The sequence below is a fragment of the Rubrivirga litoralis genome, assembly GCF_031846415.1.
In the GTDB taxonomy this organism is placed as follows: domain Bacteria; phylum Bacteroidota; class Rhodothermia; order Rhodothermales; family Rubricoccaceae; genus Rubrivirga; species Rubrivirga litoralis.
In genome coordinates, this window is record NZ_JAVRHT010000013.1 from 40,662 (window position 1) to 54,613 (window position 13,952).

Consider the following 13,952-nt stretch of genomic DNA (forward strand, 5'->3'; position numbering starts at 1 on the left):
TCGTCTCGTAGGGACACGGCTCGCCGTGTCCGCATTCGGGGTCAGGCAGAAACGGGCGGGGCGGCCTCGGGCGGGGCGGGCACGCGCGCCGACGGCTCGCCCAGGGCCGCGTCCAGGAGCCGCATCGTGTGGAGGTCGTGCGCCGGCGACCACGCGAACGGCTCGCCGCGGAGGAGGGCGTCGGCGAAGGCCTCGACCTGGAGCCGGAACGGACTGGCCGTGCCGTCGAAGGGCACGGCCGCCGCCCCGCCCTCGGCGTCGGTGAGCGTGAGCGTGCCGCCCGGCGTCTGCCCCATCGTGTTGAGCGCGAGCGCCCGCCCGCGCGTGCCGACGACCTCGAGCTCGCGGCGCGGAAACGTGTCGGGGCAGTTGTAGGCGACGGACAGGTTGAGGAGCGCCCCGCCCTCGGTCCGCCCGACGAGGGCGGCGCCGTCGTCGACGGCGTAGTCGTGGACCCGGCGCTGGAGGAGCGCGGCGACGTCGGTGATCGGCTCGTCCAGGAGGACCTGCGTGAGGTCGAGCCCGTGCGGGGCGAGGTCGAGGAACGCCCCGCCCCCCGCACGCTCGGGGTCCGCCCGCCAGTTGTCGTGCGGGTTCTCGTCGGGCGACCAGTCCGGCCCGGTCCAGCAGGCGTAGCGGATGCGGACGGCCGTGACGGTCCCCAGCGCCCCGCCCGCGATCAACTCGCGCAGGGCGACGTGGGCGGGGTGGAACCGCTGGTCGAACGCGGTCCCGTACGGCACGCCCGCCGCCTGCGCGGCGCCGAGCAGCGCCTCGGCCTCGGCGAGCGTCCGCGCGACCGGCTTTTCGCAGAGCACGGCCTTGCCCGCCGCCGCCGCCGCGCGCACCGGCCCGAGGTGGGCGTCGTTGGGTGTCGCCACGTAGACGGCGTCGACGTCGTCGCGGGCCAACAGCGCGTCGAGGCTCGTCGTCCGCTCCAGGTCGCGGTCCGGGAGGAACGCGCCCAAGGCTGCCGGGTCCAGGTCACACGCCGCGACCACGCGCCCGTTCGCGCTCGCCGCGATCCCCGGGCCGACGTAGTCGCGCGCGACCCACCCCGCCCCGACGACGCCCCAGCCGATCGTGCCGCCCATCACGACCCGAGCTCGCGGCGCTCCAGGTGGGCGACCGTCGTGCCGTCGCGCAGCACCTCGCCGTCCTCGGCGCCCGGCCCGCCCGCGAGCGGCGAGTCCGCGGCGACGGCCCCGTGCCCGCCCCGCTCGTAGCTGCCCGAGGGCGGGGTGGCGGGCGCGGGCGCGTCGGGCAGGGCGGGGTGGTCGGTCTCAGAAGGGTCGTTCTCCTCCCCCCGACGGGGGGAGGCCGGGAGGGGGGTGACGGACCGACCGCCCCGCTCCGGGTCGGCGTCGGTCCCCCGCCCCGCCCCGCCCTCGCCCTCGCCGTGGGCGGGGCGGTCGAACGCGAACAGGCCGGCGGCGCGGAGCACGTCGCGCTGGAGGTCCTGGTAGAACCCGCCGTGGCAGACGTCGAGCTGGCCGGCGGCCGTGTCGCTGCCCAGCGCGTCGTCGAGCGTGAACCGGGCCGTGCGCGCGTGCCAGTCCATTTCGAGCACGCGGTCGAGCGCGTCGGCCGCGTGGAACCCCTGCGCCTCGGGCTCGGCGAACCGGGCCTCGCGCGTGAGCCCGAGCGCGTCGCGGACGAGCGACTGCAACTCGACGGGCAGCGTGGCGACGGCCCGGTCGGTCGCGACCGTCGCCATCCGCGCGGTCAGGTCGTCGCCGATGAGGACATCGCCCGCGTGTCCGGCGTCGGGGAGCGAGGCGTTGAACAGGTGGTGGGCGAGGCCCGTCAGGAACACCTGCGCCGGGTCCGCCCCGTAGTCCGGGGCCAGGACCACGCCGAACACGGCCGTCGCGAACGAGTGGTCGGCGTGGCTCTCGGCCGGCTCCAGCACGAGCCGCGGGAGGCCCGGGTGCGTGGCGCCCGCGCGCGGCTGGCGCACGAGGAGGTCCACGACGGCCGGCTCCTCACCGTGCGGGAGCGGCCCGAGCGCCGCGCGGAGCCGCCCGCGGAGGCCGGCGTCGACCGCCCCGCCCAGGTCGTCGAACGCGCGGCCGAGCACGTCGAGCGCCTCGGACTCGTCGAGCCCGTGGGCCATCATCACGCCCGCGTCGAGGGCGGCCAGGCGGACCGCCGCGAGCGCCGCGGCCGTCTCGCTCAGCGCAACCGCCTCGACGGGCTCGCCGGCCGCGAGCCGCGCCCACGCGCGCCCAAACTGGCGCTCGGCGAGCGACCGCGGCGAGCGCGCGTCGCGGACCCGCTTGAGGTCGCGGATCTGGCGGAGGAGGTCGACGGGCGGGGCGGGGCGGGCGGGGTGGCGGGTCACGCGGAGGGGGCGGAGGTGGACGACTCCGTACGCGCGTCGGCCGGCGCGGTGTCCTCGGTGAGCCCGTCGAGCCACGCGAGGAACGCTGTCTGCTGCCGGCCGAAGTCGTGCTCGGGCGTGCGGCCGGCGGCCGTCATCGGCCCCTTGAAGAAGACGCCCATCGGCTCGGCCACGCCGCCCCGCCCCGCCCGCGAGGCGAGGTCGAGGCACCGGGCGATGTCGAGCACGAGCGGGGCGGCCAGGATCGAGTCCTTGCACAGGAAGTTGACCTTGATCTGCATCCGCTGCCCCAGGAAGCCGACGAGGTCCACGTTGTCCCACGCCTCCTTGGCGTCGCCGCGCGGCCGGTAGTAGTTGATCTTGACCACGTGGTCCTCGACGGGGTAGCCCAGGATCTGGTCGAGGACGGTCCCCTTGGTCCCGATCTTCGAGGCCAGCGAGCCCGCCTCGCGGAGCGCCTCGCCGTCGCGGTTGCCCAGGATGTTGGTCGAGAACCAGCCCTCGACGCGGAGCGCCCGGTCGCGAAGGCCCGGCGCCATGAGCGTCTTGAGGAAGGTCTGCCCCGTCTTCCCGTCCTTCCCCGCGAGCGGCACGCCGCGCGCCTCGGCCAGCTCGACGAGCGCCGGCACGTCGGCGCCGACCGACGGCGTAAAGTTGCCGTACGGCACGCCCTCCAAGACGGCGGCGTAGGCGTAGAGCATGGCCGGCGGGATCCGGTCGTCGCCCGCGTCGACGGCGGCCTCGAAGGCCTCGGCCGTCTGGAACACGTCGGCGTCGAGGTCCGGCGACGCCTCGGTCGAGGCCAGGTTGATGACGACCGCGCGGTCGAGCCCGTTCTCGCTCTGGAAGTCGCGGAGCGTCCGGCGCAGCTCGTCGACGACGTCGCGGAGGCCGAGGTCGGCGGCGTGGCAGTGCTCGCCGGTCACGCCCTGGCAGAAGCGGTCGTCGCCGTAGGCCGGCCACGGCGCGATGGCCGCGAGCGCGTCCCTGGCCGCGTCGTACTGCTGCGCGTCGAGCACTTTGTGGTGGAGCGCGGCCGCCGCGAGGTCGCCGTCGAACAGGTCCCAGCCGCCGAACACGAGCGACTCGTAGGGTGCGAGCGCCGCCGTCCGCTCGGGCGCGAGCGCCGCCAGCGGGAGCCCGTCGGTGCCGGCCGCGCCCTGGCGCATGAGCTCGACGCCGGCCACGGCCGTCGTCGCCACCGCCCCGCCCAAGCCGACGATGGCCACGCCGACACGGCCGGCGGGCGGGGTGGACAGGTCGGCGGGCTGCGCGGCGCCGTCGCCGGAGGGAGTGTCAGACATGGGCGGGGTGGGGGAGGAAACCGGGCGCGTCGTGCGCCCGCTGGATCAAGCGCCCGGCCGGCGCCTGCTGTTCCGGCGCCGGGCCGCGGGCGCTCGATGTGAGGAGACTCCTGACCGCCCCGCTCGGTCTCTCACGAGGGCGGCGCCCGCGCGTGCGGGGCGGGGCGTACGGCACGGGGCGGGGCGGGCGCCTTGCGCGCGCCGGGCGGGGCGGCGAGCTTGCGGCGCCCCCACCCGCTCCCGCACGTGCTCAACTACATCTGGGCCGGGCTCATCATCGTGAGCCTCGTCTTCGCCCTCGCCGCCGACGTGGGCGACCTGGCGCGCGACACGTACCGGAACGGGCAGGCGCTCCCGGTGACGGTCGCCTTCCCGGCCGGCTACGACGCCGACGCCGCGCGGCAGCCGGCGCTCCTGCGGATCGACGCCGACGCGTTCCGCCAGTTCTACGGGGCCGAGGGCGCGCCCGAGGCCGAGTACCCGGCCACGTTCCGGCGGACCGACGCGGGCTTCGAGATCCGCCTCGACGACGCCGACGCGCCCCTCCCCGCCCCGCTCGACGTCATCCGCGACGCGACGAACCCGAGCGACAACGTGCTCCAGGGCACGCTCGGGCCGACGTTGAAATTGGGCCGCGAGAACGCATACACCGCCCCGCCCGCCCCGAACCCGCCGACTCCTCAGCCGGTCCAGTCGTTCGATCCGGGGATGGAGGTCGTCTCGACCGGCCTCACGTTCGCGCCGGTCCGGTTCGTCAAGCTGGGCGACATCACGCAGGCGGCGCTCGACTTTGCCGAGACGGCGGTGACGATTGCGATCGGGCTCGTCGGCGTGCTCGTCCTGTTCCTGGGGCTGCTGAAGATCGCCGAGGACGCCGGCATCGTCCGGGCTGTGGTGCGGCTGGTCCGCCCCGTCCTCGGCCCGCTCTTCCCCGACATCCCCCGCGACCACCCCGCCATGGGCATGATCGCGCTCAACCTGGCGGCCAACGTGTTCGGGCTGGGCAACGCGGCCACGCCGTTCGGGATCAAGGCCATGGAGGAGCTCCAGAAGCTGAACCCCGAGCCCGAGACCGCGACCGACTCGATGGTCATGCTCCTGGCCCTCAACACGGCGAGCGTCCAGCTCATCCCGCCGCTCACGCTCATCGCCATCATCGGGATTGAGACGAACGCGGTCTACTTCCCCATCCTGTTCACGACGATGGGCTCGCTCGCCGTCGCGATCATTGCGGCCAAGACGCTCGGCCGGCTCCGCCGCTACCGCGAGACGGACCCGCTGCGGCACGGCCTGCGGGCGCCAGACGCCGCCCCGCCCGCGGCTGGGGGCGGGGTTGCCTGAGCCCGTCGCCGCCCCGCCCATAACCCGTCACTCGTAACCCGCAATGGACGCCTTCCGCGAGATCATCAGCGTGCTGTCCGTGTTCGTGCTCCCGGCGATGATCGTCGGGATCCCGGTCTACGGCCTCGTCAAGCGCGTGCCCGTCTACGAGTCGTTTGTCGAGGGCGGCAAGGAGGGGTTCGGCGTCGCCGTGCGGATCCTCCCGTACCTCGTGGCCATCCTGTTCGCGATCGGGATGTTCCGGGCGTCGGGCGCGATGGAGTGGCTGGCCGGCGCGCTCTCGCCGGTCCTCGCGCTCATCGGGATGCCGGCCGAGGTGCTGCCCATGGCGATCGTCCGCCCGCTCACGGGCTCCGGCTCGGTCGCCGTCGTGGCCGAGCTCGCCGAGCGCTACGGGACCGACTCGCTCGTCACGCGGATGGCCTCGACCATGTTCGGGTCGACCGAGACCACGTTCTACGTGATCGCCGTCTACTTCGGGGCCGTCGGCGTGAGCAAGACGCGGCACGCGCTCCCGGCCGGCCTCATCGCCGACGTCTCGGCCATGCTCTTCGCCGTCTGGCTCTGCCTTTTGTTCTTCGGGTAGCGGGTACGGGGTATGAGGTACGGGAGCGCTGCGGGAGTCACGTGCCGTACCCCGTACCGAGTACCCCGTACCTACGGACCCACGGCGTCCAGCGCCAGGTCGAGCACGCGCAGGTGGAGGCCGACGGCCGTCCCCACGTCGAGGCACCGGAGGCCGAGGCCGTCCAGGAGCGGGGCGAGGTCGTCGCCCTCGGCGGCCGCCTCGACGAGCGCCGGCGTCCGCTCGCGGAACCGCTCCAGGAGGGCGGGGCGGCCGGGCTCGTGCTCGTAGTCGGCGCCCAGGACGAAGAGCGGGAGCTCGGTGACGAGGCACAGCGGCGTCTCGGCCGCCCCGCCCCGCCCCGCCCGGTCGCGGCCGGTGAGGACGGCGGTCTCCATCGAGGACAGGAAGAACTTGGAGGCGGTCGCGGAGTCGTCGGCCGCCAAAAAGTGCTCGCGCATGGCGCGGCCCTCGGGCGTCGTCCAGAAGCCGGGGCCGCCGTAGCGGAAGCCCTTCTCGGCGCCCCGGTCGTGGTCGTGGAGGCGGAGCCCGGCCTCGGCGGCGGCCCGCTCGAACCCCGCCTTCAGGGCGCCGAGGGCGGGGCGGTCGATCCAGTCCTTCTCGATCAGGAGCAGCGCGCCCTCGGAAAAGGCCATCCCGTGCAGGCTCGCGTGGAGGGCGACCGGCGCGTAGGGGAACAGGAACCGGCTGGCGGCGGCGTTCTCGGGCCGCATCACGGGGTACCCGAACTCGACGTCGCGGCCGGGCGGCTCGCGGCGGCGGCCCCGCAGGAAGCGCCCGAGCGTCTGGGCGGGGCGGCCGGCGTCCCACGCCCCGATCCACGCCTGGCGCGCCTCGCCGTCGGGGTTTACGTGGGGGACGACGCGGAACGTGAACCGCTCGAACAGCGGCTCCACCCCGCCCTCGGGCGCGCCCCAGTCGCGGGCGGCGAGCCCTTCGAGGACGAGCGTTCGGAGCGTCTCCGGCCCGACCGGCTCGTCGGCGTGGGCGCCGGCGACGAGCGTGACCGTGCGCGGCCCATATCCCAGCGTGACGCCGGCGATCGGGCGGCCCTCCTCGCTCCGCCCGATCGTCTCGAACTGGGCGAGGTCGGGGTTCGCCTCGCACGCCGCCCGCATCTCGTCGAACACGTCGTCGGAGGTGCGGAAGCGGGCGGGGCGGTCGAGGTCGGCGAGGCGCATCGAGAACGGCGGAAGGCGGAAGGCGGAAAGGTGCCCGCCCCGCCCGTGCGTCGCAACGGGGCGGGGCGGAAACGGCCGGGCGCTCGCCCCGTTTCTCTACGACATGCGATCGCCCCGCCCGCGGCGTGCGGGCGGGGCGGTCCAACGCGCGGGCAGGGCGGGGCGGCTCGTCGCGGTCCTGACCCACTGACCTACCGACCTACTGGCCCGAGGCGTCCGGCGCCGGGTCGGCCGCCGTCCGCTGGACGGGCTCCTCGCCAGTCGGGAAAAACTCGAGGGCCGCCGAGTTCATGCAGTAGCGCTGGCCGGTCGGGGGCGGGCCGTCGGGGAAGACGTGGCCGAGGTGGCCGTCGCACCGCGCGCACCGTGTCTCGGTGCGCGTCATGCCCAGGCTCCGGTCCACGATCGCGCGGACGTGCTCCGAGTCGACGGGCTGGAAAAAGCTGGGCCAGCCGGTGCCGGACTCGAACTTCGAGCCGGACTCGAAGAGCGGGAGCCCGCACAGGTGGCACGCGTAGCGGCCCTCCTCCTTCGTGTGGAGCAGGAGCCCGCAGCCGGGCCGCTCGGTCCCGTGGTCGAGCAGGATGTGGCGCTCCTCGTGCGTGAGGCCGGCGTCCTCGACGGCGCGCTCGCGGGCCTCGCCGCGGAGCGGGGTCAGGTCGTAGCCGAGGGCAGACGTGTGGGATGCGGTGTCAGTCGGAGTCATCAGAAGGGGAGAAGATGTGGCGTCTAGACGCCGGTACGCCCGCACGTCTTTCCCCGATCCGCCGCCCCGCCCGTGCGGCGGCACCGGCAGAGTGGGACGTGGCGGCGCACGGGGCGGGGTGGCCGCCCGTCGCCCCTACGGCGCCTTCGCCCCGCCCGCCGCGAAGGCCCGCGCGCAGCGCTCGGCCCACGCCTCGGCGCCCGCGACGTCGGCCGGCGTCGGGCCGCCGTCGATGTCGTGGAGCGGCGCGGCCTCCGCCCCGCCCAGCTCTAGAAACAGATCGCGCAGGCGGAGCGCCGCCGTCTGGTAGTACGGGTCGTAGTCGCGGTCGCCCAGCCCGACCACTCCGAACGCGGCGCCGTCGAGGGCGGGGCGGACGGCCTCCAGCGACTCGGCAAAGTCGACGGCGTTGTCGGGGTACGTCCCGTCCGACCACGTGCACAGCACGGCGACGAGCTGGCGGTACGCCTCCAGGTCCTCGGGCACGGCCTCGGCCATGTCGAGGACGTGGGCCGCGAACCCCAGGTCGCCCAGCCGCTCGGCCACGGCGTCGGCGACGACCTCGGAGTTGCCGGTCTGCGTGCCCACGAGCACGAGCACGTCGGGGTGGGCAGCGGTGAGGTCGAGCACGGCGGGCGGGGCGGCGAGCGGAAGGCGGGGCTGCAAGATCCGACCACCCCGCCCCGACTGGCGCGGGGACGAGGCAGGCGCGCGATTCATGGTGACCGCGCGGGCGGGGCGGCGTTGCATGCAACGCCGGGGCCACGCGAAAACCCGGACCCGTGCCCAGAACGCCCCACCCCGCCCGCGCCGCAAACGTGGGCGGGGCGGCGGATGTGCGTTTCCGTGTGAGGCCGCCCCGCCCACGCGAGCGGGGCGGCCGGCCCTTCTGCGTTTTCCTACCCCTCCGGGTTCAGGACCGCGTCGATCCGCGCCTGCACGTCGAGCAGGTGGTACCGCTCGGCCTGCTCGCCCGCCGCCGCGTAGCGAGGGAGCGCCCGGCGGACGTCGTCGGCCAGCGACAGGAGCGCGCCGCGCGCGAGCGGCCGGGCGTCCGAGCGCTCGATGCTCTGCGGGCGGTACCCGTAGGCCCGGTCGCGGAACTGCTCGGGGACCGACGACGGGTCCTCGGTCACGATCTCGCCGAGCCGCGCCACGAACGCCCGCTGGAGCGCGCGCCGGGCCGGGTCGATGGACCGCCCCGCCCCGATCTCCGCCCACACGCCGTCCGTCAGCATCGCCATCATCTCGGTTGGCTCGAAGGCGTCCTCGTAGAGCCACGCCGCCTCGGTCATGCGGCCCAGGCGGACCGGGTCGAGCAGCCGGTCGAGCGCCGTCTCCTGGAGCCGCTGGACCCGGTCAGCGATGCCGCCGGCCTCGATCCGCCCCAGGATCGCCGTGTCGAGCATCCACTCGGGCGTCGTGAACCCCTCGTCGACGAGGAACCGGACGGCCGCCCGCTGGCGCTCGGCGTCGACCGGCTGGTAGACCGCCCCGCCCTCGTCGGCGTACTTCGGGTCGATCGTCACCCCGCCCACGACGCGCGAGACGTGGCCGAGGTAGCGCGCCCACTGGCCCGCCACCTGGCCGTAGAGCTCGTCGAGCTGCGAGTAGTCCTCGCCCTCCTCGACCGTCCACTCGCGCAGCCGCGGGACGATCCGCTTGAGGTTGGCGAGCCCCAGCGTGGACGCGTAGACGGCGTCGTCGCCCAGGTCCTCGGACTGCGAGCGCGGGTCGACCGGGTCGAACGTCTGCGCACCGTAGCGGAACGCCGGGTCGTCGCGGGTGGCGAGCACCATCTCCTGGAGCCGGCGCCGCTCCTCGGCCTCGGTCTGGGCGTCGGGGAAGTAGCGGTAGCCCCACTCGACGGCCCACTTGTCGTACTCGCCCACGCGCGGCATGAGCTGCGTCACGCCGTCGCCCGGCTGCGCGACGTAGTTGAACCGGGCGTAGTCCATGATCGACGGGGCCGTCCCGTGCGCCGCCGTGAACGTCGGGGAGCGGAGGCTGTCGACCGGGTAGGCCGTCGACGAGATCCAGTTGTGCGGGAGCCCCAGCGTGTGGCCGACCTCGTGGGCCGAGACGAACCGGACGAGCTCACTCATCACCTCCTGCCGGAACCGGGGCGCCCGCGCGTCCGGGTTCACGGCCGCCGTCTGGACGAAGTACCAGTTGCGGAGCAGGTTCATCACGTTGTGGTACCACCCGATGTCGGACTCCAGGATCTCGCCCGTCCGCGGGTCGTGGACGTGCGGGCCGTAGGCGTTCTGGGTCGCGGACGGGAAGTAGCGGATCGTCGAGTAGCGGGCGTCCTCGGGGCTCCACTCCGGGTCGTCGGGCGCGTCGAGCGCGCGGATCGCGTTCTTGAACCCGGCCTGCTCGAACGCCACGTTCCAGTCCTCGACGCCCTGCTTCAGCGGCGCCCGCCACTCGGTCGGCGTGGCCGGGTCGATGTAGTACGTGATCGGCGTGACCGGCTCGACGAGCTCGCCCCGCTCGTACGCCTCCACGTCGGACGGCACGAGCCGCCAGCGCGTGACGTACTGGCGCTCCTCGGCCCGCTGCGCGTCGAGCCCGTAGTCGACCTGGTCGATCGTGAAGAACCCGACGCGCGGGTCGTAGCGGCGCGGCCGCATCTCGTCCTCGGGGAGCAGGACCATCGAGTGCGCCATCTCGACGGAGAGCACGCCGGTCGAGGCGTTTTCCGGCGGCTCCGCCGCCTCGTACGTCAGCACCGACCGGACCTCGACGTTGCGCGGGAACGACATGGCGCGGGCCAGGAACGAGCGGTCCGTGTCCAGCCGCCGCACCTTGAACTGCTCGCGGGCCGACTGCGGGAGCCCGAAGACCGGCGTGTCGCCCGTGAACGCGTCGGTCAGGTCCACGACGACTGACGCCGAGTCCGGCCCGATGGCCTCGACCGGCACGCGCGCGATGATCGGCGCGAACTGGGCGTCCTGGACCGCCCGCGCGATCGGGAGGTCCGGGTCGGCGACCGACTGGTACTGGACCGTCCGCAGCAGGACGTGGTCGCCCTGGCGCTCCCAGCGGACGGCCTGCGTGTTCACCTTCGCCCCGCCGTACTGGAACCCCTCGGTCGTCTTCGAGACCCGGCTCACGACGAGCATCTCGGCGCCGAAGAGCGAGTCCGGGATCTGGACCAGCAGCTTCTCGCCGTCGTCCTCGAGGTGGACCGTGAACAGGCCGTCGTCGCGGGTCGCCCCGTCGGTGACCACCTCGTCGAACGGCTTCATCCCGTTCTCTTTCTCCGCCCCGCCCCCGTCCGCTCCGTTTTCGGAGGGCGGGGTGGCCGTCTGGGTGGTCGCGCAGCCGGCCGCGAGGAGCGCGGCGGCGAGGAGGGTGGCAAGGCGGGTCATGGGCGTCGGGGCGTCGGTGGAAGGGCCGTCTCGTGCGGGCCGTCGGGTCGCGCAGTGTACCGCCCCGCCCGACCGCGCACCCCGCCCGGCGCGCGCGGCGGGGGCGGGGCGGCTAGAACGGGGCGTCGGTGGCCGGCGGCGGGAGCGGCGGCGGTCCGCCGTCGCCCGAGTAGCCCGGGCCGGGCGGGGGCGGGGCGGTGCCGGACGGGGGCAGCGAGAAGTCGTCGTAGCCGCCCGACGTGTCGGTGGCGAGGTACGAGTTGAGGTTCTCGAAGCGGGCGTACTGGTTCACGAACGCCACCTTGACGTCGCCGATCGGCCCGTTCCGCTGCTTCCCGATGAGGAGCTCGCCGAGCCCCTCGGTCGAGTTCCCGTTCTCGTCGACCGTGATCCCGTAGCGCTCGGCGCGGTAGATGAACATGACCACGTCGGCGTCCTGCTCGATCGAGCCCGACTCGCGGAGGTCCGACAGCTGCGGCCGCTTGTCGCCGCCCCGCGTCTCGACGGCGCGGCTGAGCTGCGAGAGCGCCAGCACCGGCACGTCGAGCTCCTTGGCGAGCCCCTTCAGCGACCGCGAGATCTGGGCGATCTCCTGCTCGCGGTTCCCGCTCTGCGCCTGGCTCGTCCCGTGCATGAGCTGGAGGTAGTCGACGATGACGAGGCCGATCCCATGCTCGGCCTTGAGGCGCCGGCACTTGGCGCGCAGCTCCAGGATGCCCAGGCCCGGCGTGTCGTCGATAAAGATGGAGGCGGCCGAGAGGCGGCCGGCGGCCCGGGCCAGCTTGGGCCAGTCGTCGTCGTGGAGCCGGCCCGTCCGCGCGCGCTGGGCGTCGACGCGGGCCTCGGACGTGAGCAGGCGCTGCGCGAGCTGCTGCGCGCTCATCTCGAGCGAGAAGTACGCGACGCCGGCCGGCTTGTCGGGGTGGAGCGCCGCGTTCCGCGTGACGGCGAGGCTGAACGCCGTCTTGCCCATGGATGGCCTCGCCGCGATGATGACCATGTCGGACGGCTGCCAGCCGCCGGTCATGGCGTCGAGCGACGAGAACCCCGAGGGCACGCCCGTGATGCCGCCCTCGCGCCCGTGGATGGACTCGAGGTGCTGCATCGTCTGGTGCACGACGGAGTTCATGTCCACGGCGCCCTTGCGGAGCTGGGACTCCGAGATCTGGAAGATCTCGCGCTCGGCGTTGTCGAGCAGGTCGAAGGCGTCCGTCGTCGGGTCGAAGGCCTGGCCGACCACGCCGGTCATGGTCGTGATGAGCTTGCGGAGCAGGCTCTTCTCGGCGATGATCCGGGCGTGGTACTCGACGTTGGCCGCCGACGCGACGTGCGTCGTGAGCTCCGTCAGGTAGTAGCCGCCGATGCCGTCGTAGTCGCCGCGCCGCTTGAGCTCCTCGGTGAGCGTGATGAGGTCGACCGGGTTGCCGCGCTCGAAGAGGGCCTCGACGGCCTCGAAGATCCGCTGGTGGCGGGGGTCGTAGAAGGCGTCGGCCGGGAGGATCTCGATGGCCTTCGGGATCGCCTCGCGCTCGATGAGGAGCGCGCCCAGGACCGACTGCTCGACCTCGGTCGCCTGCGGCGGCATCCGCCCCGCCTGCTGCTGCATCGGGAGCACGTTGAGCGGGCGCCGGCTCCCGCCGGTCATCCGCTCGATGGGGACGCCCGGCATCGACTCGTCGATGCGGAGCGGGCGCTGCTGGAAGTCGTCGGGATCGGGCATCGGGAGGGGAGGGATGCGGGATGGAGGGATAGAGGGATGAGGGGGAGGCGGTCTGCCCATGCCTCCTCCATCCCTCCATCCCTTATCCCTCCGTCAGCTGGTCGTAGCGGGTGCGGAGGAGCTTGACGTCCTCCCACGTGGGCCGCTTCCACTGGGGGTTGCGGAGGAGCGCGGCGGGGTGGTACGTGACCAGGAGCGGGAGGCCGTAGAAGTCCTGGAACGTCCCGCGGAGGGACGCCAGCGACGACTTCTTCCCCAGCAGCCCGTTCCCGGCGCTCTTGCCGACGGCGAGGAGCACCTTGGGGCGGACGAGCGCGATCTGCTTGTAGAGGATCGGGATGTGGGCCTCGACCTCGTCGGCGAGCGGGTCTCGGTTGTTCGGCGGTCGGCTCTTGAGGATGTTCGTGATGTAGACCTCGGGGCGCTTAAAGAGGACGGCCTCCAGGATCTTGTCCAGGAGCTGCCCGCTCCGGCCGACGAACGGCTCGCCTTGGCGGTCCTCGTCGGCGCCCGGGGCCTCGCCGATGACCATGAGGTCGGCGTCGGGGTCGCCGGTGCCCAGGACCGGGTGGATCCGGTCGCGGTCGATGGGGACGAGCTCGGTCTCGTCGAGCCAGGCGTAGACCTCGTCGAGCGAGGTCATGTCGCGGAGCGGGGAGTCCTCGGGGATGAGGGCCTCGATCCGCTCGTAGGGCGAGAGGGCCTCGTCCTGGCTGGGGTCGGGGAGGGCTCCAAACAGGTCGGGCACGTCGTCGGGGGAAGCGGGGGCGTCGGGGGGCGGGGTGGCCTCTTGGGGCTCGGGCGCCGGAGTGGGCGCCCCGCCCCGCCGGGGCGTCTCGGGCGGGGCGGCCGTCGGGAGGTGACCCTCGGCTTGCCGTTGGCCGGCAGGAAGGGGGGGCTCGTCGGGGGCGGGGGGCGCGGCCTCTGCGAGGAGCGGCGGCTCGTCGGCGAGGGGCTCCCACTCGGGCCGCTCTTCGGCGAGGGCCGCCGCCGCCGCGGGCTCGGCGCCCGCGCGGTACCGCGTCGGCCCGACGATGGCGCGCTGGAGCGCGAGGAGGCCGCGGGCCTCTCGGAGCAGGTCGGGGAGAGAGGCGGCGTCGGCCACGGGTACGGTCGGGGGGACCGGTCAATGTATCGGGCGGGGCGGCCCTCCGCAACGGCGGTGGATAAGGGTGTGGACAACCCGCTCGACCTTCACCGCCCCGCCCCGCGGCGGAGGAGCGGCTGTCGTAGAGCGACGTGCAGGGAGGTACAGGGTACTCGGTACGAGGTACATGCGCCGAGGCCAGATTGGGCCGTCCCTCGTACCCCGTACCGACTCAAAGGGTGCCCTAAGCGCCACCCCGCCCGCAGAGCACTTCGAGCGGGGCGGGCACGGAACTGCCCCCTCCTC

At 74.0% G+C, this 13,952-nt stretch carries 11 protein-coding genes; 2 read left to right on the forward strand and 9 right to left on the reverse strand.

Annotated features, from left to right (window positions below; genetic code table 11):
- Window positions 1-41 precede the first annotated feature (41 nt).
- The 3 genes from RM540_RS07055 to RM540_RS07065 are packed head-to-tail and all read right to left on the reverse strand — an operon-like array spanning window position 42 to window position 3,603.
- Window positions 42-1,094: a Gfo/Idh/MocA family protein gene (locus tag RM540_RS07055; RefSeq protein ID WP_311662851.1), complete on the reverse strand. Its 1,053-nt coding sequence runs from the start codon at window positions 1,092-1,094 to the stop codon at window positions 42-44.
- Window positions 1,094-2,344: a hypothetical protein gene (locus RM540_RS07060; RefSeq protein ID WP_311662852.1), complete on the reverse strand. Its 1,251-nt coding sequence runs from the start codon at window positions 2,342-2,344 to the stop codon at window positions 1,094-1,096. The genes RM540_RS07055 and RM540_RS07060 overlap by 1 nt, the downstream gene beginning before the upstream one ends.
- A complete protein-coding gene (locus tag RM540_RS07065; protein WP_409945949.1) occupies window positions 2,341-3,603 on the reverse strand; it encodes an inositol-3-phosphate synthase in 1,263 nt (420 codons plus the stop codon). The genes RM540_RS07060 and RM540_RS07065 overlap by 4 nt, the downstream gene beginning before the upstream one ends.
- A gap of 291 nt (window positions 3,604-3,894) precedes the next feature.
- Here RM540_RS07065 and RM540_RS07070 point away from each other — a divergent pair, with 291 nt between their 5' ends.
- Together RM540_RS07070 and RM540_RS07075 are read left to right on the forward strand one after the other, a co-directional pair.
- Window positions 3,895-4,989, forward strand: a complete 1,095-nt coding sequence (locus tag RM540_RS07070; protein ID WP_311662854.1) for a nucleoside recognition domain-containing protein — start codon at window positions 3,895-3,897, stop codon at window positions 4,987-4,989.
- A gap of 43 nt (window positions 4,990-5,032) precedes the next feature.
- Window positions 5,033-5,575 (forward strand): spore maturation protein, encoded by a 543-nt coding sequence (locus RM540_RS07075; protein ID WP_311662855.1) that lies wholly within the window; start codon window positions 5,033-5,035, stop codon window positions 5,573-5,575.
- A 71-nt stretch (window positions 5,576-5,646) separates the two neighbouring features.
- Here the strand turns inward: RM540_RS07075 and RM540_RS07080 are convergent, their stop codons facing one another.
- The 6 genes from RM540_RS07080 to RM540_RS07105 form a co-directional block, all read right to left on the reverse strand.
- Window positions 5,647-6,756: a M14 family zinc carboxypeptidase gene (locus RM540_RS07080; protein ID WP_311662856.1), complete on the reverse strand. Its 1,110-nt coding sequence runs from the start codon at window positions 6,754-6,756 to the stop codon at window positions 5,647-5,649.
- Window positions 6,757-6,955: 199 nt separating this feature from the next.
- A complete protein-coding gene (gene msrB, locus RM540_RS07085; RefSeq protein ID WP_311662857.1) occupies window positions 6,956-7,462 on the reverse strand; it encodes a peptide-methionine (R)-S-oxide reductase MsrB in 507 nt (168 codons plus the stop codon).
- Between the two features lie 135 nt (window positions 7,463-7,597).
- Window positions 7,598-8,128: a flavodoxin family protein gene (locus RM540_RS07090; protein WP_311662858.1), complete on the reverse strand. Its 531-nt coding sequence runs from the start codon at window positions 8,126-8,128 to the stop codon at window positions 7,598-7,600.
- Window positions 8,129-8,361: 233 nt separating this feature from the next.
- Window positions 8,362-10,839 carry a zinc-dependent metalloprotease gene (locus tag RM540_RS07095; RefSeq protein WP_311662859.1) on the reverse strand — a complete coding sequence of 826 codons (2,478 nt, stop codon included), beginning with the start codon at window positions 10,837-10,839 and terminating at the stop codon, window positions 8,362-8,364.
- Window positions 10,840-10,951: 112 nt separating this feature from the next.
- On the reverse strand, window positions 10,952-12,559 hold the full coding sequence (gene dnaB, locus RM540_RS07100; RefSeq protein WP_311662860.1) for a replicative DNA helicase: 1,608 nt from the start codon (window positions 12,557-12,559) through the stop codon (window positions 10,952-10,954).
- A gap of 82 nt (window positions 12,560-12,641) precedes the next feature.
- The gene (locus RM540_RS07105) at window positions 12,642-13,664 is read right to left on the reverse strand and encodes a uracil-DNA glycosylase (RefSeq protein WP_311662861.1); all 1,023 of its coding nucleotides are present in this window, start codon (window positions 13,662-13,664) and stop codon (window positions 12,642-12,644) included.
- Between the last annotated feature and the right edge of the window lie 288 nt (window positions 13,665-13,952).